The sequence below is a fragment of the Brevundimonas fontaquae genome, assembly GCF_017086445.1.
Taxonomy (GTDB): domain Bacteria; phylum Pseudomonadota; class Alphaproteobacteria; order Caulobacterales; family Caulobacteraceae; genus Brevundimonas; species Brevundimonas fontaquae.
This window is the reverse complement of sequence record NZ_CP070968.1, coordinates 282,509-301,609: the sequence shown is the minus strand read 5'-3', so window position 1 is coordinate 301,609 and position 19,101 is coordinate 282,509. Positions and strand designations below refer to the sequence as shown.

Annotated in this window: 17 protein-coding genes; 12 read left to right on the top strand and 5 right to left on the bottom strand. The window is 67.3% G+C overall.

Annotated elements, in window-relative coordinates; translation table 11 throughout:
- Window positions 1-99 precede the first annotated feature (99 nt).
- From rimP to JX001_RS01395, 10 genes are all read left to right on the top strand, one after another.
- Entirely contained in the window at window positions 100-699 is a 600-nt protein-coding gene (gene rimP / locus JX001_RS01440; protein WP_066555243.1) for a ribosome maturation factor RimP, read from the top strand.
- A complete protein-coding gene (gene nusA / locus JX001_RS01435; protein WP_205681994.1) occupies window positions 699-2,432 on the top strand; it encodes a transcription termination factor NusA in 1,734 nt (577 codons plus the stop codon). The genes rimP and nusA overlap by 1 nt, the downstream gene beginning before the upstream one ends.
- 18 nt (window positions 2,433-2,450) lie before the next feature.
- Window positions 2,451-3,110 carry an RNA-binding protein gene (locus tag JX001_RS01430; protein WP_205681993.1) on the top strand — a complete coding sequence of 220 codons (660 nt, stop codon included), beginning with the start codon at window positions 2,451-2,453 and terminating at the stop codon, window positions 3,108-3,110.
- A gap of 108 nt (window positions 3,111-3,218) precedes the next feature.
- Window positions 3,219-6,251, top strand: a complete 3,033-nt coding sequence (gene infB, locus JX001_RS01425) for a translation initiation factor IF-2 (protein WP_205681992.1) — start codon at window positions 3,219-3,221, stop codon at window positions 6,249-6,251.
- Between the two features lie 243 nt (window positions 6,252-6,494).
- A complete protein-coding gene (locus tag JX001_RS01420) occupies window positions 6,495-6,920 on the top strand; it encodes a DUF2141 domain-containing protein (RefSeq protein ID WP_205681991.1) in 426 nt (141 codons plus the stop codon).
- A gap of 23 nt (window positions 6,921-6,943) precedes the next feature.
- Window positions 6,944-8,422, top strand: a complete 1,479-nt coding sequence (locus JX001_RS01415) for a carotenoid oxygenase family protein (RefSeq protein WP_205681990.1) — start codon at window positions 6,944-6,946, stop codon at window positions 8,420-8,422.
- A gap of 66 nt (window positions 8,423-8,488) precedes the next feature.
- The gene (locus JX001_RS01410; protein ID WP_205681989.1) at window positions 8,489-9,643 is read left to right on the top strand and encodes an acyltransferase family protein; all 1,155 of its coding nucleotides are present in this window, start codon (window positions 8,489-8,491) and stop codon (window positions 9,641-9,643) included.
- Between the two features lie 35 nt (window positions 9,644-9,678).
- Entirely contained in the window at window positions 9,679-10,209 is a 531-nt protein-coding gene (locus JX001_RS01405; protein ID WP_055754667.1) for a CHAP domain-containing protein, read from the top strand.
- A 36-nt stretch (window positions 10,210-10,245) separates the two neighbouring features.
- Window positions 10,246-11,043 (top strand): tryptophan 2,3-dioxygenase, encoded by a 798-nt coding sequence (locus JX001_RS01400; protein WP_205681988.1) that lies wholly within the window; start codon window positions 10,246-10,248, stop codon window positions 11,041-11,043.
- A 73-nt stretch (window positions 11,044-11,116) separates the two neighbouring features.
- The gene (locus JX001_RS01395; RefSeq protein WP_039247171.1) at window positions 11,117-11,602 is read left to right on the top strand and encodes a PA2169 family four-helix-bundle protein; all 486 of its coding nucleotides are present in this window, start codon (window positions 11,117-11,119) and stop codon (window positions 11,600-11,602) included.
- Between the two features lie 75 nt (window positions 11,603-11,677).
- Here JX001_RS01395 and rplS read toward each other — a convergent pair whose 3' ends face one another.
- The 3 genes from rplS to JX001_RS01380 form a co-directional block, all read right to left on the bottom strand.
- Window positions 11,678-12,100, bottom strand: a complete 423-nt coding sequence (rplS, locus tag JX001_RS01390; RefSeq protein ID WP_017505017.1) for a 50S ribosomal protein L19 — start codon at window positions 12,098-12,100, stop codon at window positions 11,678-11,680.
- A 1-nt stretch (window position 12,101) separates the two neighbouring features.
- Window positions 12,102-12,827 carry a tRNA (guanosine(37)-N1)-methyltransferase TrmD gene (gene trmD, locus JX001_RS01385; protein WP_205681987.1) on the bottom strand — a complete coding sequence of 242 codons (726 nt, stop codon included), beginning with the start codon at window positions 12,825-12,827 and terminating at the stop codon, window positions 12,102-12,104.
- Between the two features lie 218 nt (window positions 12,828-13,045).
- A complete protein-coding gene (locus JX001_RS01380; RefSeq protein WP_205681986.1) occupies window positions 13,046-14,881 on the bottom strand; it encodes a DUF885 domain-containing protein in 1,836 nt (611 codons plus the stop codon).
- Window positions 14,882-15,071: 190 nt separating this feature from the next.
- Between JX001_RS01380 and JX001_RS01375 the strand changes: the two genes are divergently transcribed.
- The gene (locus JX001_RS01375; RefSeq protein ID WP_039247129.1) at window positions 15,072-15,209 is read left to right on the top strand and encodes an entericidin A/B family lipoprotein; all 138 of its coding nucleotides are present in this window, start codon (window positions 15,072-15,074) and stop codon (window positions 15,207-15,209) included.
- 104 nt (window positions 15,210-15,313) lie between these two features.
- Window positions 15,314-15,706, top strand: a complete 393-nt coding sequence (locus JX001_RS01370; RefSeq protein ID WP_165118477.1) for a YidB family protein — start codon at window positions 15,314-15,316, stop codon at window positions 15,704-15,706.
- Between the two features lie 4 nt (window positions 15,707-15,710).
- On the opposite strand, the gene JX001_RS01365 is transcribed toward JX001_RS01370, so the two are convergent.
- Together JX001_RS01365 and JX001_RS01360 are read right to left on the bottom strand one after the other, a co-directional pair.
- A complete protein-coding gene (locus tag JX001_RS01365; protein WP_205681985.1) occupies window positions 15,711-17,477 on the bottom strand; it encodes an AmpG family muropeptide MFS transporter in 1,767 nt (588 codons plus the stop codon).
- 43 nt (window positions 17,478-17,520) lie between these two features.
- Window positions 17,521-19,059 (bottom strand): response regulator, encoded by a 1,539-nt coding sequence (locus tag JX001_RS01360; RefSeq protein ID WP_205681984.1) that lies wholly within the window; start codon window positions 19,057-19,059, stop codon window positions 17,521-17,523.
- Window positions 19,060-19,101 lie beyond the last annotated feature (42 nt).

Sequence of the window (19,101 nt, the reverse complement as noted above, 5' to 3'; positions counted from 1 at the left end):
CGCCTATATGGGCGCTCACATCGTTAGACCGGCGTCCAACGGCGTCGTTCCAAGCGGCGGCCCGGACGGACCGCCGCTTTTGTTTTGGATCGTCGTCGCTTGCGCGCAAGAACCGCCCAGGATCGCCAGCTGCTGGACTTGATCGACCCCATCGCGGAGTCGTTGGGTCTGGATGTCGTGCGCGTGCGCCTGATGACGGGCTCCAAGCGCCAGCGCCTTCAGATCATGGCCGAGCGGCCGTCCGACCACGACATCTCGGTCGAACAATGCGCCAAGCTGAGCCGCGCGGTGTCGGAAGTGTTCGACGCCGCCGACCCCATCCCCGGCGAATATATGCTGGAGGTTTCGTCGCCCGGCATCGACCGGCCCCTGACCCGTCCCATCGACTTCGACCTGTTCGAGGGCGAGGAGGCGCGTCTGGAAACGGACCGGATGATCGAGGGGCGCAAGCGGTTCAAGGGCGTGCTGGCCGGCTATGAAGACGGCAACGTCCTGATCGACCTGGACGGTGAGGACGACACCGCCCTGATCCCCTTCGACTGGCTGAGCGACGCGAAGCTGGTCCTGACCGACGCCCTGATGAAACGGGGCGCCGCCATTCGCGCCGCACGCGGCGAACCCGAAGACGACGGCCTTCCCGAAGGGGAAGCCTCCGACCTGACAACCGACACCACGACCCCTTCTGAGGACAACGCCTGATGGCCGTCACCGGTATTTCCGCCAACCGCCTCGAATTGCTGCAGATCGCCGACGCCGTCGCTCGCGAGAAGAACATCGAGCGCGAGATCGTCATCGAGGCGATCGAAGAAGCGATCCAGAAGGGCGCCAAGTCGCGCTACGGCGCGCACCACGACATCCGCGCCAAGATCGACCACAAGACCGGCGAACTGTTGCTGACCCGTCACGTCACCATCGTCGAGGACGACTGGATGCCGGAAGACGAGCTGGAAGAGTTCAACGACAGCGCCATGGTGCGCCTGAAGGACGCCTCCAAGCGCGATCCGGAGGCCGTGGTCGGCAAGGAATACGTCGAGAACCTGCCGCCGTTCGAGTTCGGTCGGGTCCAGACCCAGATGGCCCGCCAGGTCGTGACCGGAAAGGTCCGCGAGGCCGAGCGCGCCAACCAGTACGAAGAGTTCAAGGATCGCGTCGGCGAGATCGTCAACGGCACGGTCAAGCGTGTCGAATACGGCAACACCATCGTCGATCTGGGCCGGGGCGAAGGCGTCATGCGCCGCGACCAGTCCATCCCGCGCGAAGTGTTCAACATCGGCGACCGGATCCGCACCTACATCTACGACGTCCGGCCCGAGGCCAAGGGCCCGCAGGTCATGCTGTCGCGCGCCCACCCTGGCTTCATGGCCAAGCTGTTCGCCCAGGAAGTGCCGGAAGTTTATGACGGCGTGATCGAGATCCGCGCCGCCGCCCGTGACTCGGGTTCGCGCGCCAAGATGGCCGTCCTGTCGAACGACAGCTCCATCGATCCCGTCGGCGCCTGCGTCGGTATGCGCGGCTCGCGCGTTCAGGCGGTCGTCGCCGAACTGCAGGGCGAGAAGATCGACATCATCCAGTGGAATCCGGACGAGCCGACCTTCATCGTCAACGCCCTGGCCCCGGCCGAAGTCTCCAAGGTCGTGCTGGACGAAGAAGCCGGCCGCGTCGAAGTGGTCGTGCCGGACGAGCAGCTGTCGCTGGCCATCGGCCGTCGCGGCCAGAACGTCCGTCTGGCCTCGCAACTGACCGGCTGGCAGATCGACATCATCACCGAGGCTCAGGACTCCGAGCGTCGTCAGCGCGAGTTCGCCGAGCGCACCGGCCTGTTCCAGGAAGCCCTGGACGTCGACGAAGTCATCGCCCAGCTGCTGGTCACCGAAGGCTTCGCCACGGTCGAAGATCTGGCCTATGTCGATCCGTACGAAGTCTCCGAGATCGAAGGCTTCGACGAAGAGACAGCTGAAGAGCTTCAGGCCCGCGCCCGCGAATATCTGGACAAGAAGGCCGCCGAGCTGGACGCCAAGCGCGTCGAACTGGGCGTCGAGGACGGCGTGCTTCAGGTGCCGGGCGTCACCCTGCCGATCGCCGTCGCCCTGGGCGAAGGCGGCGTGAAGACGGTCGAGGATCTGGCCGACCTGGCCACCGACGAAATCCGCGGCGGCTATGAGGTCAAGAACGGCGAGCGGGTGAAGGTCCCCGGCGTGCTGGAAAGCTTTAACCTGGCGCAGGAAGACGCCGAGCTGCTGATCCTGCAGGCGCGCGTCGCGGCCGGCTGGATCGACGCTTCGGAACTGCCGCAGCCCGAGCCGGAAGACTACGAAGAAGAGGGCGACTACGCCGAGGGCGAATACGATCCGGACCAGGTGTTCGGCGATGCGCCTGCCGAAGACGACGCGGCCGAGGGCGAAGAGTCCGACGCCGAACCGTCGAACGCGTGATGGGAGACCTGGCCACATATGAGCTTGCGCGACGCAACGATCGATAGGGAACGCCGGGACCTCGTCTCTCACGAGGTCATGGACGAATCTCGCCTGATCCGTTTCGTCGCCGGGCCCGATGGCCAGGTGGTCCCCGACCTGGGCAGGAAACTGCCCGGACGCGGCCTGTGGGTCGAAGCCAGCCGCGCCTCGGTCGAGGCGGCGGTCAAGAAAAACGGCTTCACCCGCGCGGCCAAGACCAAATTGACCGCCCCGGCCGACCTGGCCGATGTCGTCGAACGGCTGCTGGCAAGGCGCTGTCTCGACCAGCTGGGTCTTGCCCGGCGCGAAGGCGTTCTTATATCCGGCTTCGAGAAAACCGCGGCGAGCCTGCGTGCGGGCAAGGCCGCCTGGGTGCTGGAAGCCGCCGATGGCTCGGCCGACGGGCGCGGAAAGATCCTCGCCCTGGCCCGTCATCAGACCGCCAAGATCTGCGGCGCGTTCACGGCGGACGATTTGAGTTTGGCCCTTGGGCTGGAAAATGCGATACACGCCGTCCTGCTTGCGGGCGGACGCGCCGATCGCTGGACCATCGAGGTCGAACGACTGGCTGGATTTCGGCCGCTTCGCCCCCCTCACTGGGACGTTTCCAGTGTCGTGGACGGATCGGCGGGAGCACCCCTTACAGGGGCGAGCTGAGGATTTTAGCGGCCGAGGGCCTGTCTCCAAGGGCGGAGACGGGCTCACGGTCGTTCATGGGTATTAGATGAGGACGGCGGGCCTTTCCGCCCCGAGTAAAGCGACCGGATGAGCGACGAAAACGACAAGACCAACCAAGGCCAGGGCAACACGGGCGGCACGCCGTCCCAGACGGGGCCGCGCGCTCCGCTGAGCCTGAAGCCGCGCGTTGTGGGATCGGTGCCGACCGGCACTGTGAAGCAGAGCTTCAGCCATGGCCGATCCAAGACGGTGGTGGTCGAGACCAAGCGCCGCGCCGGCGCCGGCGGGCCGCAACGTCCGCAGGGCTTCGATGTCGCGCGTCCTCAACAGGCCGCTCAGGCCCCCCGTCCGCAAGGTCCGCGTCCGTCGCAACCCGCCGGCGGCGCCCTGTCGGCCGAGGAGCAGGAAGCGCGTCGCCGCGCCATCGCCCTGGCCACCCAGGCGAACGCCGCCAAGGCCGCAGCTGAAGCCGCCGCCAAGGCCGCTGCAGACGCCGCCGCCCGCGAGCAGGCCGCCGCCACCGAGCGCGCCGCCCAGGCGGCCCGTGACGAAGCCGCCGCCGCCAAAGCCGCCGCAGAAGCCGCACGCGCCGAAGCCGCCAAGCTGACGGCGGCTGCGCCTGTCGCGCCGGCCAAGCCCGCACCCAAGCCGGCCACGCCCGCCGCCGCCGCGCCTGCGCCTGTCGCGCCGACCCCGGCGCCTGCGACTCCGGCCCCGGCTGCGCCCGCTCGTCCGGCCGCTCCGGCTCGCCCGGTGGTCAACTTCGGCCAGCGCGTGCCCAAGCCCGGCAATCCCCAACGCGCCGCACCCGAGCGTCCGGCCTTCGGCGGCCGGTCGGCCCGCGAGCAGGCGATGGGCGGCGGTGATCGCGCCTATTCAGACCGCCCGCAGAGCGATCGCCCGCAAGGCGACCGTCCGCAGGGCGCCCGTTCGGGCCCTGGCGGTCAGCGTCCGCAAGGTGCCAAGCCGGCCGAGCCCGTCCGCTATTCGGCCCTGAACCCGCGTCCGGCGCCCGGCGCCGCCCGTCCCGGCGGCCCGCGCACCGGCCCCGGCGGTCGCGCCGCCCCGAACGCCCCGCCGGCCGAGGCCAATGTTCTGCGCCCGGCCCGTGCGCCCGGCGCCGGCTTCGGTCGTCCGACCGGTCGCGACGACGATCGCGAGAAGCGTTTCTCCGACGCCGGCAAGGCCGTCAGCCGCACGCGTGGCGAGCCCAAGCGCCGCGAAGGCCGCATGACCATCCAGTCCGTGGTCGGCGACGGCGACGCCGCCGAGCGGATGCGCTCGCTGGCCTCGGTTCGCCGTGCTCGCGAACGTGAGAAGGAAAAGCGCAAGGGCGGCTCGACCGATGCGCCCAACCGTCCGCGCGAAGTCGTCATTCCCGACGTCATCACCGTGCAGGAACTGTCCAACCGGATGGCCGTACGCGGCGTCGACATCATCAAGTTCCTGATGAAGCAGGGCCTGATGATGAAGATCAACGACGTGATCGATTCCGACACCGCCGAACTGGTGGCCGAAGAGTTCGGCATGGCCGTCAAGCGCGTCTCGGAATCCGACATCGAAACCGGCTTCCTGGGCGAGGCCGACGATGCGGACGCCTCCGACACCCGCGCGCCGGTCGTGGCCATCATGGGCCACGTCGACCACGGCAAGACCTCGCTGCTTGACGCCCTGCGCACGACCGACGTCGCAGGCGGCGAAGCCGGCGGCATCACCCAGCACATCGGCGCCTATCAGGTTCGCCTGCCGGACGACCAGAAGGTCACCTTCCTGGACACCCCGGGCCACGCCGCCTTCTCGGCCATGCGGGCGCGCGGCGCCAATGTGACGGACATCGTGGTCCTGGTCGTCGCCGCCGACGACGGCGTCATGCCGCAGACCATCGAAGCCATCCAACACGCCAAGGCCGCCAACGCGCCCCTGATCGTGGCGGTCAACAAGATGGATAAGCCCGGCGCGACGTCGCAGAAGGTCGTCAACGAGCTGCTGCAGTACGAAGTCATCGCCGAAAGCCTGGGTGGCGAGACCCAGATCATCGAGGTTTCGGCCAAGGAGCGGATGAACCTCGACGGCCTGCTGGAAGCCATCCTGATCCAGGCCGAGGTCATGGACCTGCGCGCCAACGCCGATCGTTCGGCCGAGGGTGTGGTCATCGAGGCCAAGCTGGACAAGGGCCGCGGTCCGGTCGGCACCGTCCTGGTCAAGCGCGGCACGCTGAAGCGCGGCGACATCGTCGTCGCCGGCGGATCATGGGGCAAGGTTCGCGCCCTGCTGAACGAGCGCAACGAGCAGCTGACCGAAGCCGGTCCGTCGGTTCCGGTCGAGATTCTCGGCCTGGACGAGGCGCCCTCGCCGGGCGATGTCTTCGCCGTGGTGGAATCCGAAGCTCGCGCCCGCGAGCTGACCGAATACCGTCAGCGGGTGAAGCGCGAAAAGGCCCAGGTTTCGGGCGGCTCGGTCTCGCTGGTCGACATGATGGCCAAGCTGGGCTCCAAGAAGGCCTCGGAACTGCCGGTCGTCATCAAGGCGGACGTGCAGGGTTCGGCCGAAGCCATCATGGGTTCGCTGGACAAGATGAGCACCGACGAGGTGCGCGCCCGCACGGTCTATTCCGGCGCCGGCGGCATCACCGAGAGCGACGTCAACCTGGCCAAGTCGGCCGGCGCGCCGATCCTCGGCTTCAATGTCCGCGCTTCGAAACAGGCGCGCGATCTGGCCGAACGCGAAGGCGTCGAGATCCGCTACTATTCGATCATCTACGACCTGCTGGACGACATCAAAGGCGTTCTGTCCGGCATGCTGGCGCCGCTGCAGCGCGAAACCTTCCTGGGCAACGCCGCTGTCCTTCAGGTGTTCGACATCTCCAAGATCGGCAAGATCGCCGGTTGCCGGGTGTCGGAAGGCGTGGTTCGCAAGGGCGCGCGCGTCCGCATCATCCGCGACGATGTCGTGGTGCTGGAGCTGGGGACGCTCAACACGCTCAAGCGCTTCAAGGACGAGGTCAACGAGGTCACGGCCGGCCAGGAATGCGGCATGCAGTTCCAGGGCTTCCAGGACATCAAGGAAGGCGACTACATCGAGTGCTTCACGGTCGAAGAGATCAAGCGCACGCTGGACTAGCTCCTCGTCGCGAGCACGAAGAGACCAAGGCCCGGAACTCAGGTTCCGGGCCTTTTCTTTTGCAGGCCGGACACAACGCGTTCGGCGGTGTGCGTTCGCGCTTCGCCAACGCCCATGCCTGTTCATTCGCGAACGGCGACGGTGCATCGCCGCAAGAGCGGTGGTGAAGGGCAGGGGACGACGGCACGGTCCGGTCGTCGAGGGCCGGTCGTCGGTCCTCTCCCTGACACAGGACACGCCGTCATGAAGACTGTCGCCGCCATCGCTCCCGTTCTCGCTCTCGCTGCCGCCCTGACAGCCGCGCCCGCCTTCGCCGCCGACCTGACCGTCGCCTTCCCGAGCGCGGCGCCCCATGGCCAGATCATGGTCGCCGTCTTCAACAGCGAGGCCAACTACGGCGGCGAGGGCCAGCCGGCCAAGGTCGCCATGCTGGATGCAGCCGCCGGCCAGACCAGCGTGACCTTCGACGGCCTGCCCGACGGCGACTATGCGGTGCGCGCCTTCCACGACCTGAACGGCGACGGGAAGATGAACACCAATCCCTTCGGCATGCCGGTCGAGCCCTTCGCCTTCTCCAACAACGCCGTCGGCAATATGGGGCCGGCCTCGTGGGAACGCGCCAAGTTCGCCGCCGCCGGCGCCACGACCCAGTCGATCGACCTGAAGTAAGCGACGAAAGCCGGAGCCGGATCATGACCCCCTCACGCCGTTCCTTCCTTATGGGCGCCGCCGCCCTCTCGGCCGCCGTGGCAACGCCCGAAATGGTGCGCGCCGCCGCCGCCCTGGACGCCGTCGCCGCGACGAAGGCCGACTGGGCGCTGGCGACCCAGGACGTCGAAGGCGACATCGCGCGCCAAACGATGCGCCTGGTCCACGGCCGGGCGCCGGCGGGGCTGCAGGGCGCGCTGTATCGCAACGGACCGGCCAAGTTCCGGCGGCCAGGCGGGTCGGCGACCCACTGGTTCGACGGCGACGGCATGATGCGCGCCTTCCGCATCCAGGACGGCCAGGCGACGCTGGAGGCGCGGTTCGCCGACACGCCCAAGCGCCGCACCGAAACGGAATTGGGCGCCGTGGTCACGCCGGGCTTCGGCACCAAGGGCGACGGGCGGGCTCGCATCGGCTCGAACGACGACGCCAACGCCGCCAACACCGCCGTCATGGTCGCCGGCGATCAGGTTTGGGCGCTGTGGGAGGCGGGATCGCCCCTGGCCCTGTCGGCGTCGGACCTATCGACGCGCGACTTCGTCACCCTGCGCGACGACCTGAAGGGCATGCCGTTCCAGGCCCATCCGCGCTACGCCCCCGACGGCTCGATCTGGAACGTTGGGTCAGCGGGCAGCCAGGCCGTCATCTGGCATCTGCGCCCGGATCGCAGCCTGAGCGACGCCCAAGTCGTGCCCCTGCCGCGCGCCAGCTATATGCACGACTTCACCGCCACCGAACGACACGTGATCCTGGTGCTTCAGCCCTGGATGTTCGAAACCCGCGCCATGCCCGTGACCTCCGGCCTGGCCTGGCGACCCGAGATGGGGACGCAGGTCTTGGTGCTGGACAAGGATGACCTGTCCAGGCGACGCCTCTATGAACTGCCGGGCTTCTTCCACTTCCACCTCGGCGACGCCTGGGCCGAGCGCGACGGCACGATCCGCTTCGATGTCGCGGCCAGCGGCGATCCGCGCTTCGCGGTCGATGGTGCGCGGGTTCTGGTGGACGGGCATGGGGTCGTTCCGGGCGATCCGGCGAAACTGGCGCTGATCACCCTGCGGCCGGACGGCCGGGCCGACATGACCTACAGCCATGTCGTCGGCGAATTCCCGAAAGCGGACCCGCGTCGTGCAGGACTGAAGCGCGGCCTGACCGCCCATACCTCCGGCGAGACTCGCGGCCGTCCGCTGCCGACGGGGCTGGCGGTTCACGACTGGGACAGCGGTCGCTCGCACGCCTTCGAGTTCGGCGCGCATCAGGTGGTCGAGGAGGCGGTCTTCGTGCCCAAGCCTGGCGCGACGGCGGAACGGGACGCCTGGCTGGTCGGACCGTCGGTCAATCTGAAGGATGGGCGCACCGAACTGCACGTCTTCGACGTGGCGCGGATCGAGGACGGCCCGGTTGCGACCTGGCAGGCGGACGTGGCCCTGCCGGCTGGCTTCCACGGCGTGTGGGCAGGGTAGGGCCGCCCGGGCACAACCTTTGCGGGCCTTCATGGTTCGAAAAGGCTGACGTGCCAAGGTGAGACCATGACCCCCGTCCAGACGCCCGCCGATCTTCGCCCCATCACCGCCCTGCGCTTCGGCGCCGCCATGTGGGTCGCGGTCTACAGCTTCTGGGAAAACCTGGCGGGCGCGGGTCAGTCGGGCTTGGTCGCCAAGGGCTACCTAGGGGTCGAGCTGTTCTTCGTCCTGTCCGGCTTCATCCTCAGCCACGTCTATCTGGCGGCGGCGGGCGAGAAGCGGTTCTCGTATCGCGGCTTCCTGTGGGCGCGGATCGCGCGCGTCTATCCGCTGCATATCGCCACCCTGATCGGCGTGGGGCTGCTGGCGGCCGCCGCCTTGTTCGCCGGCATGAGCGTGGACGCCAATGTGCTGAGCTGGGCGTCGCTGCCCGCCAACCTCTTCATGGTTCATGCCTGGGGGCTGGCGCCGGTCGCGGGCTGGAACCATCCGTCCTGGTCCATCTCGGCGGAGTGGTTCGCCTACCTCTGCTTCCCGCTGTTCGCCTTCGTCTTCTGGCGCCTGCGTCATCGGCCGATCGCGGGGGTGGTCGGGGCTGCGGCCTTCCTCGTCATCCTCTATTTCGTGTTCGAGCAACTGGCCGGCTTCGCCTTGACCGAGGCGACGATCCTCTGGGGCGCCCTCAGGATCGTGCCGTGCTTCGCCTTGGGGTGCGCCCTCTATCTGGTTTATCGCCGCGCGCCGTTGAAGGCCCCGTGGGTGTGCGCCGCCGTCTCGTTCGGCCTGATGGTGCTCAGCGCCGCGCTCGGACTGTGGGACGGCGTCACGGTTCTGCTGGCCGGCGCCCTGATCCTGTCGCTGGCCTCGCTGCCCAACGAACGCGCCGGATGGCTGGCCTCTAAGCCGGCCGTCTACCTCGGCGAGATCAGCTATTCGGTCTATATGGTCTGTGTGCCGTGGAAGCTATTGGCGGTCGGTCTGGCCGCCAAACTGTTCGACGCGCCGGACAAGCAGCTTCAAATTTTCGTGTGGTTGGCGATCCTGGCCCTTCTGCCGGTTGTCGCCGCCGTTTCCTATCATCTCGTTGAACGCCCAGCGCGCAAGGCTCTGAGGGACATGGCCGACAAGCGCGCCAAGCGTCACGACAAGATTTCAGAAGGAAATATGAAGCACGGCGATATGCCGAAACAACTTGCGACAGGGCGTGATCCCGTGGCCTAAAGGGCGCTTCCAAAGACGGGTCGGGATACCCCAGCATGACGAAACGGCTCAAAGCCGCCGCGGTTGCGGCGACCCTCGGTTTTTTTGCGCTGGGCGCCGTTCCCTCCACCGCAAAGGCTGATGAGCCCTATTGGCAGTGCGTGACCTTCGCGCGCATGTTCTCCGGCATCAACATCTTCGGCGACGCCTGGACCTGGTGGCGTCAGGCCGCCGCCAACTTCCGCACCGGCAAGGCCCCGGAAACCGGCTCGGTTCTGGTCTTCCGCCCCGAGGGCCGCATGAGCCGGGGCCACGTCGCCGTCGTCTCCGACATCCTGACTGACCGCGTCGTGCGCGTGACGCACGCCAACTGGGGCGGCAGCCGCGGCAAGGTCGAAGAGAACGTCACCGTCGTCGACGTCTCGCCCTCCAACGACTGGTCGCAGGTCAAGGTCTGGTATAATCCGATCAACGACCTGGGCACGACCGTCTATCCGACCTACGGCTTCATCTACAAGGGCGCGCGTGACGCCTTCGACGCCGGTCGTCAGATCGCCGCCAACGTCTCGGCGCAAGGCCAGCACTAAGCTTGCACCCCTCGCCATCGCGGGCGATAGGCGGGCATGACCCAATCCAGCGATATCACCTACGCCGGCTATCTGGCGTTGGACGACCTGCTTTCGACGCAGCACCCACTGTCGGACCAGCACGACGAAATGCTGTTCGTCGTCATCCATCAGACCAAGGAACTGTGGCTCAAGCAAATCCTGCATGAGACGGCCCTGGCCCAGTCGATGGTGCGCGCGGGTGACCTGGTCCCGGCCTACAAGAGCCTGGCGCGCGTGAGCCGCATCCAGGCCGTGATGACCCACAGCTGGGACATTCTGTCGACGATGACGCCGTCGGACTATCTGCGGTTCCGGGGGTCGTTGGGGTCATCGTCCGGCTTCCAGAGCGACCAGTTCCGACGTTTCGAGGCCATGCTGGGCCTCAAGGACGCCAGCTTCCTGAAGTTCCACGAAGACCGTCCCGAGGCCCTGGCCGCGCTTCAGGCCGCCATCGCGGCGCCTAGCCTTTACGATGACGCCCTGACCCAACTGGCCAAGGCCGGTCTGCCGGTGCCCGCCGAGGTGCTGAACCGCGACGTGACCAAGCCCTATGCGCCGTCCGAAGCCGTCGAGGCGGCCTGGCTGGAGGTCTATCGCGACACGGAACGGTGGTGGGTCCTTTATCAGTTGGCCGAGAAGCTGGTCGATCTGGACGACGCCCTGCTGACCTGGCGGCACAAACATGTCGTCACGGTCGAACGCATCATCGGTCGGCGTCGCGGCACGGGCGGAACCGAAGGCGCGGCCTATCTGGCCTCGACCCTGACCAAGCGCTGCTTCCCCGAGCTGTGGTCGCTTCGCACCAAACTTTGATGTCGCAGGCGGCAACCTTCGCCGCGCCGGACCATTTCGCCGTTTGACCGCAATAGCGGAAGGAATGGACGAGATGAGCAACCCCAACGCCCACGACATCAAGGTCCTGAACGGCCTGATCGAAACGACGCTGGACAGCGCGGACGGCTATCGCGAAGCCGCCGAACAGACGCAGGACCCGCATTACCGCACCCTGTTCGAGCGTCGCAGCAGCGAACGCCAGCAGGTCGTCGACGACCTGTCGGCCGCCGTGCGCGGCCTGGGCGGCGATCCCGAGTCCGATGGATCGATCCTGGCCAAGGCGCACCGCGCGTTCCTGGATGTGAAACACGCCCTGCTGCGCAACGACGACTCCGTTGTCGGCTCGATCAATTCGGGCGAGGGATTCATCGCCAACAAATATGAAAAGGCGCTGGAAGACACCGGCATTTCCGCCACCACGCGCGAGACGATCCGGCGGGCCTATGCGGCGGTCAAGACCGAGCATGAGCAGATGGAAGCCCTGAAACACAGCCTGGAAGGCCAGCGCGACGCGGCCAACCCCTTGTTCCCGCAGTAATCCCGGACTGACGGATTTGAAAAAGGCCCCGGCGTCACCGCCGGGGCCTTCGTCATTTGATCATCTAGCCTGAAACTAGGCTTCTTCGGTCTTGGCGGCCGAACCGGTTTCCGGAACGACGACGCCCTTGGCGGGACGAACCGTCTGGCGCTCGGCGATACGGGCCGACTTGCCGCGACGATCGCGCAGGTAATAGAGCTTGGCGCGACGCACGACGCCGCGGCGTTTCACTTCGATCGACTCGATGTTCGGCGACAGGATGGGGAAGCGGCGCTCGACGCCTTCGCCGAACGAGATCTTGCGGACCGTGAAGGTTTCGCTGATGCCGCCGCCGTCACGGGCGATGCAGACGCCTTCGAAGGCCTGAACGCGCTCGCGCTCGCCTTCCTTGATCTTCACGTTGACGCGCAGGGTGTCGCCGGGCTGGAATTCGGGGATTTTGCGTTCGCCCAGGACGCGGGCTTTTTCTTCGGCGTCCAGCTGTTGAACGATGTTCATGTCATTTCTCCTCGGGCTTTGCGCCCTTTAGCTGTGAATTGGCGAGATGCGCCTGCCAGAGGTCCGGCCGCCGCTCCCGCGTAGTCGTCGCCCGCTGCGCCTCACGCCATCCCGCGATCTTCTTGTGATCGCCCGACAGCAGCACCTCGGGTATCTTAAGCCCCTCGAACGTCCGCGGTCGCGTGTACTGCGGGTGTTCCAAGAGCCCATCCTCGAAGCTTTCGGACGACAGGCTGTCGCCTGAGCCGAGCACGCCGGGGATCAGTCTTACGCACGCCTCGATCGCGACCATCGCCGCCGCCTCGCCGCCGGCGAGAACCGCGTCTCCGACCGAGACCTCCTCGAACCCGCGTGCGTCCAGCACCCGCTGATCCACCCCCTCGAAACGGCCGCACAGCACGACGATCCCGTCGGCTTTCGCCCATTCCTTGACGCGCGCCTGGGTCAGGGGCCGACCCCTGGCGCTCATGTACAAAAGCGGCCGTTTCGGTCCCGGCAGGCTATCCACCGCCCGAGCCACAACGTCCGCCTTCAGCACAGCTCCCGGGCCGCCACCCGCAGGGGTGTCGTCCAGGAAGCCGCGCGTATCTGTGGAAAAGGCGCGAATGTCAACCGTTTCCAGGCTCCACAAGCCCTTCTCGCGCCAGGCCGTGCCAATCAGCGACACGCCGAGCGGGCCTGGAAAGGCCTCGGGAAACATGGTCAGGACGGTGGCGGTAAAGGGCATGGCGGCGGCTCATACACACAAAGTCGGAAAAATCCGACTCCAGACCTCTCCCTCCCCGCTCCGGGGAGGGTGGCTGAGCGCAGCGAAGCCGGGTGGGGGCGGCGAGGCGATGTCCTCGGCAATACCTTCCGGCATCAGCAAGTGCGTCCCTGCCGCGCCGTCCCCACCCTGTCGCTTCGCGACATCCCTCCCCGGAGCGGGGAGGGAGAAGGGCGTGTTTACGCCGTCGGGGCCCCGCCGCCCGCCGCGATCCAGCTGTCCACCTGATCCTCCAGCACGTCCAGCGGCACCGAGCCGGAGCCCAGCACGACCGCATGGAAGTCCTTGATGTCGAACCGACCGCCCAACGCCGTCCTGGCCCGGTCGCGCAGTTCCTCGATCTTCAGCTCGCCGATCTTGTAGCTGGTCGCCTGACCGGGGTTGGTGATGTAGCGCTCGACCTCCTTTTCGATGTCCCGCTCGGACAGCAGGGAGTTCTGGCGGAAATAGTCCATCGCCTGTTCCCGGCTCCAGCGCTTGGCGTGCAGGCCGGTGTCGGTCACCAGACGCACCGCGCGCCACAGCTCGGTCGAGAGCCGGCCGAAGTCGGAATAGGGGTCCTGATAGAAGCCCATCTCCTTGCCCAGCTGTTCGGCGTACAGTCCCCATCCTTCCGCATAGGCGCCGTAGCCGCCGAACCGGCGGAAGCGCGGCAGGCCCTCGATCTCCTGCGCATAGGCGATCTGGAAGTGGTGGCCCGGTGCGCCTTCGTGATAGCTGATGCCCTCGATCTGGGGCTTCAGCACCTGTGTCATGTCCGACAGATTGACGTAGTAGATGCCCGGCCGCGATCCGTCCGGCGCGGGCGAGTTGTAGAAGGCGATCGACGCCGTCGCCTCGCGAAACGGCTCCACCGCCCGCACCTCCAATGCCGCTTTGGGCAGGGTAGAGAACCACTGCGGCGCCGCCGCCATCACCTGGGCGATGAAGCCGCGCGCGTCGGTCAGATACTGCTCCTTGCCCTCGGGCGTATTCGGATACTGGAACCGTGGATCCATCTTCAGGAAGGTGAAGAACGCCTGCAGCGAGCCGGTGAAGCCGACCTGGGTCTTGATTGTCTCCATCTCGGCCTGGATGCGCGCGACCTCGGCCAGACCGATCTGATGGATCTGGTCGGCGGTCAGGTCGGTGGTGGTCGAGAGCTGGAGCCGGGCGTTGTAATAGGCCTCGCCCTGCGGCAGGCGCCACACGCCCGCATCGCTGTCCGCCTTGGGCTGAACCTCGGCCAGCGCCGTCAGCACAGTCTCGAACCCGGCCTTGTAGGGGCCGGTCAGGGCGGCGCGGGCTTCCGACAGCAGCCGATCCTTCGTCGCTTGATCGGTCTCCAGCGCCGCGACCTTCTTGTTGAAATCGGCCCAGACCGGATTGTCCGCCCCATCGTCGAACGGCGCGCCGGTTATGACGTTGCGGGTGTTGGCGATGGACGGGGCGAAGACGAAGCGGGGCGAGACGACGCCCGCCGCCGCGCGCTGACGCAGTTCCTCGGCCACCTGATCCATCTGCGTCTCGGCGGCCTTGATCCGCGCGACATAGGCCTCGGCGTCGGCCACGCTTGTGACCCGGTGATTGTTGATCAGAAAGACCGGCAGGCTGGTGGTCGGATTGCCGTTGGCGGCGAACTGAAAGCCCCAGTCGCGCCACTGGTTCGACAGTCGCGCCTGCTGGACGCCATATTCGAACATCCGCCACGACAGCGCTGCCTGCGGCCCCAGCTTCTGCGGATCGAACTGGGCCTTCATCTGCGCCAGCTGCGCCTCCTGAAGCGCCAGGGCCCGGTCGGCGGCCGCGTCCGACACATCGTCCAGCTTGTCGTAGTCGGTCTTGATGCCCAGCGACGTCATCTGTTGCGGGCTCAACGCGATCCGCGCCTGGAAGGCCTGTTCAAAGAAGGCGTTCAGCCGCGCGTCCTCGCTATCGGCCGCGACTGTCTGTGTGGGGGCGGAGGTCTGCGCCAGCGCGGGCGCGGCGGACAGCGCCGCCATCATGGCGGCGGACGAGATCAGAAGACGACGCATGAACAACCCCTCGTGAAACAGGGGCGCACCTTCAGGGTCGCGTGGGCGCGGCGCAAGCGATCAATGCCGCCGCCGTTGCGGCGATCCGACACGTCGAAAGCAAATTTTTCGATACGGCGTCGCTTGATGCAACCCAAGTTCAGGGTCGGCGTTTCGACGAAACTTGACCATACCAACAAGGGTTCACACCATGCGCAAGATCATCACCCTGTCCATCGTCGCCGCCGCTCTGGCCGTGTCGGCCTGCAACACCATCGCCGGCGCCGGCCGCGACGTCTCGGCCGCCGGTTCGGCCGTCACGCAAGGCGCGAACGACGCCAAGAACTAAGGCTTTCTCAAAAGCTGATGTTGAAGGGCCCGCCGGATCCCGGCGGGCCTTTCTCGTATCCGTCGCATGACGGTGTTACGGTGCGCCATCATCAGGAGACGGCGATGGGCTTTCTGGACAATGTGGTGAAGGGTCTCGGCGACGACGCCGCAGGCGGTCTGAGCGACCTGCTCAAGGGTCAGGGCGGCGTCGGCGGATTGGCGGAAAAGTTCGGTCAGGCGGGCTTGGGCGATGTGATCGGCTCCTGGGTCGGCACGGGGCCGAACGCCAACATCTCGCCCGAGCAGATCACGGCCGTCCTCGGCCACGGTCCCATCGCCGACATCGCCGCCAAGATGGGCGTGACCCCGGAACAGGCCGGCGAGACCCTGGCCGGTCTACTCCCCGAAGCCATCGACCGCCTGACCCCCGGCGGTCAGATCGACGGCGCCGATGATCTGTTGGCCAAGCTGCCGGGTGGCCTGGGCGACATGATCGGCGGTTTTCTGAAGCGCTGAAGCCTCAGGATGGCTGGCCCTCGGTCGCCGCGATCGCAGCCTCTTCTTCGATCGCGGCCTTCTGGCGCGCCTGAAGCGAGGTCTGCTTCGAAGCCACGATGAAGGCCAAGACGATCCCGAAGACACCGATGATCGCTGAATACAGGAAGAAGGCGACGTAGCCCGCGCCCAACGCCGCTGGGGTGACGCCACTTGTCGCCGCACCGGTGGTCAACACGCCGGGTTGCAGATTGGCGAACAGCGCCCGCAGGCCAGCGAAAGGCCCGGTCCCCTCGGCGGCTCGGGCCGAAGCCTCGACGATCCGGCCCGATTGGGTCGCAATCAGCTTGCCGGGCAGGGCGTACAGCGAGGTGAATAGGGCGTACTGGGTCGCGGTAAAGCCGATCGACGTCAGGCTGGACATATAGGCGATCAGGGCGGTCCCGGCGTATCCGCTGGAGACGTTATCTACGCCGATGGCGACGGTCAGAGCCGACAGGCTATGTCCCTGGGTCGCCAGCCAGGCGAAGATCAGGTTGGACACAGGACTCATGAAGGCGCCGATGACCATGGTGCGGATCAAGCCGAGCTTGGCGACCGACCAGCCGCCAATGATCACGCCCAGACTGGTCATGACCACGCCAAACACCTTGCGCACCTCGGCCAGTTCCGTCTTGGAAAAGCCGAGGTCGATGTAGAAGGGCGGCATGATGTTCAGCACGAAATCCGCCAGGCGATAGACGCAGATCAGCGCTAGGATCAGCGTCGCTACGCCCGAGAAACGTCTGTAGAAATCGGCGAGGGGCTGGCCGAACGATCCGGCGAGATAGGCGCCCGGCCGCGTCTTCGTGCCCGGCAGCGGCCAGCAGGCCATGACCATCACGGCCAGGCCCATGAGCACCAGAGCGAACTGCAGATAGACGCCCTCCGGCTTCGCCGCCAGCGCTGCTGCGACCGCCGCCTTGCCGTCCGGGCCGAGGCTGAAGAGCCCGAACAAGGCGTTCAAAGGCGCCGACTGTCCTGTCAGGCCCGAACCCAGGAACATGGCGGCGACGGCGATGACCGCCAGACGCGCGATCCACTCGAAGATTTCCAGCTTTGGTCGCGAGGGAACGTCTCCAACCGGAATGGCTCGGATCGAGTGCGCCTTCTCTCGCGGCGCAAACAGCACCCCGGCGATACCGATACCCATGAGCGCGGCCATCACCGCGTAAGAGAGGTTCCAGTTGTAGAGATCGGCCAGCACCAGCGGCACGGCCCCGGCCACGATCATGGCGACGCGGTAGCCCAGCTGATAGGCGGCGGCCATGGCGCCATGGCGACTGTCGTCGGCCGCCTCGATCCGCCAGGCGTCGATGACGATGTCTTGGGTGGCGCCGAAGAAGCCGACGAGGGCGGCGAATCCGGCTACGGCGATCAAGGCGTTGGAAGGGTTCAGTGTCGAAATCGACCACAGACCGAAGATGATCACGCCCTGCGTGACCAGCATCCAGGCGCGCCGATGGCCAAGGAGAGGCGTCAGGAGCGGCACGGCGGTTCGGTCGATCAGCGGCGCCCAGACGAATTTCAACGAGTAGCTGAGCGTGGCCAAGGCGAAGAAGCCGATCACTTCGAGCGTCAGGCCGCTCTCTCGCAACCAGGTGGTCAGGGTGTCGAAGATCAGCAGGTTCGGCAGGCCCGCCGAAAAGCCCAGCAACAGCATGATGAAGACGCGCCGCTCGCCATAGACGGCGAGGCCGCCGAAACGGCCAGCGGGCTTGCCGTTGACGGGAGGATGGGCTTGTTCGGTCATGCACGGCTCCGGCGCGGCGGCCGGAAACGCGGGCGCCTGTAACTCAGCCGACCTTGGCGCGGATGTCGCGCTTCGTCCAGCGGGCGAGCGCGGCGCGCAGGGCCTCGGCGTCCAGCGGCTTGACGATATGGTCGTTCATGCCGGCCTCCAGGCAGGCGCGTCGGTCCTCGGCGAAGGCGTTGGCGGTCAGGGCCAGGATCGGCGTCGTGTCGCCCGCCGCGCGGATGGCGCGGGCGGCGGCGGGGCCATCCATGCCGGGCATCCGCATGTCCATGAAGACCACGTCGTATCGCGCGCGTTTCAGCGCCGCGACGGCCTCGTCGCCGGTGGCGGCCGTCTCGACGGTGCAGCCCTCGCGGCGCAACAGGGTGCGGGCCAGAAGCGCGCCGACGGGATTGTCCTCGGCCAGCAGGACGCGGATGCCTGCGAACTGCACGGGGGCGACGCGGTCGTCTTCGATCGGGGCGGCGCAGTGGGCGCTGGACTTGTCGGGCGCCTCGGCGCCGATGGCGGCCAGGACGCGCTCGGCCAGGGACGCGCGACGCAAGGGCTTGATCAGATAGCCGTGGAAGCCAACGGCCCGATAGCGCGCGATCAGATCGCGCTCGGCCGGTTTCAGCAGGACGATGCCGCGACCGCTCGAAGGCAGGGCCGCCAGCGCGCCCGCCGGGGCGTCGGCGTGATCGACCAGGCTCACCGGGGCCGCATCCGCCACGACGCCGCCCGAGGCCTCGATCTGCGCGCGAGCCGCCGACAGGACGAAGGGGTCGATGGCGCGCACCGCGACCGTCTGGCCGCGCAACGGCTTGTCGCGCGCCACCGCGACGGCGGCGAAGGCGGCCTCGAAGCGGAAGCGGGCGCCCCCGCCGGTTACGGCGCCGTCGGGCCGGCTTTCGACCTTCACCGAGCCGTCCATGGCGGCGGCCAGTTTACGCACGACGGCCAGACCCAGGCCCGCCCCATCCTGACGGACCGCGTCGGAACTGTCGGCGTGGCCGAATTCCTCGAAGATCCGTGTACGCGCCTCGGGCGCGACGCCGGGGCCGGTGTCGTCGACCAGGAAGGCCAGACGCGGCCGCGCCGCGCTGCCGCCGACGCGCTCGACCGAAATGCGCACGCCGCCGGTTTCGGTGAACTTCACGGCGTTGCCCGCCAGGTTGAAAAGCACCTGCCGCAGCCGGCCTTCGTCCGCCAGCACGTCGGGCGCGTCGGCGGCGACCGACCAGACGATCTCCAGCCCCTTGTCGTGGGCGCGCGGGCTCAGTAACTCGGCGACGCCGCGCACCAGACCTTCCAGATCAACGGGCGCCAGATCGAACTCCAGCGCCCCGGCTTCCAGCCGGGCGTAGTCCAGCAGGTCGTTGACCAGACCCAGCAGATGTTCGGCCGACTGACGCGCGTTCTCGGCATAGGCGCGCTGGGCGCCGTCCAGCCGGGTGCGTTGCAACAGATTGATCATGCCAATGACGCCGTTCAGCGGCGTGCGCATCTCGTGGCTCATCAGCCGCAGGAACTGCTGGGCGGGGTCGACAGGCGCGCTCGTGCGCTCCTCAATCCGCTTCGTCGCCGTCCGTCGCGTCATGGCCGTCTCCCCAACGACACGGAGCCTAAAGGTCGACGGTTA

Excerpts from the sequence above, each read along its gene's own strand:
- JX001_RS01380 (WP_205681986.1), bottom strand. The coding sequence starts at position 14,881 with ATGCGTCGTCTTCTGATCTCGTCCGCCGCCATGATGGCGGCGCTGTCC.
- JX001_RS01395 (WP_039247171.1), top strand. The coding sequence starts at position 11,117 with ATGAGCAACCCCAACGCCCACGACATCAAGGTCCTGAACGGCCTGATC.
- JX001_RS01430 (WP_205681993.1), top strand. The coding sequence starts at position 2,451 with ATGAGCTTGCGCGACGCAACGATCGATAGGGAACGCCGGGACCTCGTC.
- JX001_RS01360 (WP_205681984.1), bottom strand. The coding sequence starts at position 19,059 with ATGACGCGACGGACGGCGACGAAGCGGATTGAGGAGCGCACGAGCGCG.
- trmD (WP_205681987.1), bottom strand. The coding sequence starts at position 12,827 with ATGCCCTTTACCGCCACCGTCCTGACCATGTTTCCCGAGGCCTTTCCA.
- JX001_RS01420 (WP_205681991.1), top strand. The coding sequence starts at position 6,495 with ATGAAGACTGTCGCCGCCATCGCTCCCGTTCTCGCTCTCGCTGCCGCC.
- JX001_RS01375 (WP_039247129.1), top strand. The coding sequence starts at position 15,072 with ATGCGCAAGATCATCACCCTGTCCATCGTCGCCGCCGCTCTGGCCGTG.
- JX001_RS01410 (WP_205681989.1), top strand. The coding sequence starts at position 8,489 with ATGACCCCCGTCCAGACGCCCGCCGATCTTCGCCCCATCACCGCCCTG.
- infB (WP_205681992.1), top strand. The coding sequence starts at position 3,219 with ATGAGCGACGAAAACGACAAGACCAACCAAGGCCAGGGCAACACGGGC.
- JX001_RS01415 (WP_205681990.1), top strand. The coding sequence starts at position 6,944 with ATGACCCCCTCACGCCGTTCCTTCCTTATGGGCGCCGCCGCCCTCTCG.
- JX001_RS01370 (WP_165118477.1), top strand. The coding sequence starts at position 15,314 with ATGGGCTTTCTGGACAATGTGGTGAAGGGTCTCGGCGACGACGCCGCA.
- nusA (WP_205681994.1), top strand. The coding sequence starts at position 699 with ATGGCCGTCACCGGTATTTCCGCCAACCGCCTCGAATTGCTGCAGATC.
- JX001_RS01405 (WP_055754667.1), top strand. The coding sequence starts at position 9,679 with ATGACGAAACGGCTCAAAGCCGCCGCGGTTGCGGCGACCCTCGGTTTT.
- JX001_RS01365 (WP_205681985.1), bottom strand. The coding sequence starts at position 17,477 with ATGACCGAACAAGCCCATCCTCCCGTCAACGGCAAGCCCGCTGGCCGT.
- rplS (WP_017505017.1), bottom strand. The coding sequence starts at position 12,100 with ATGAACATCGTTCAACAGCTGGACGCCGAAGAAAAAGCCCGCGTCCTG.
- JX001_RS01400 (WP_205681988.1), top strand. The coding sequence starts at position 10,246 with ATGACCCAATCCAGCGATATCACCTACGCCGGCTATCTGGCGTTGGAC.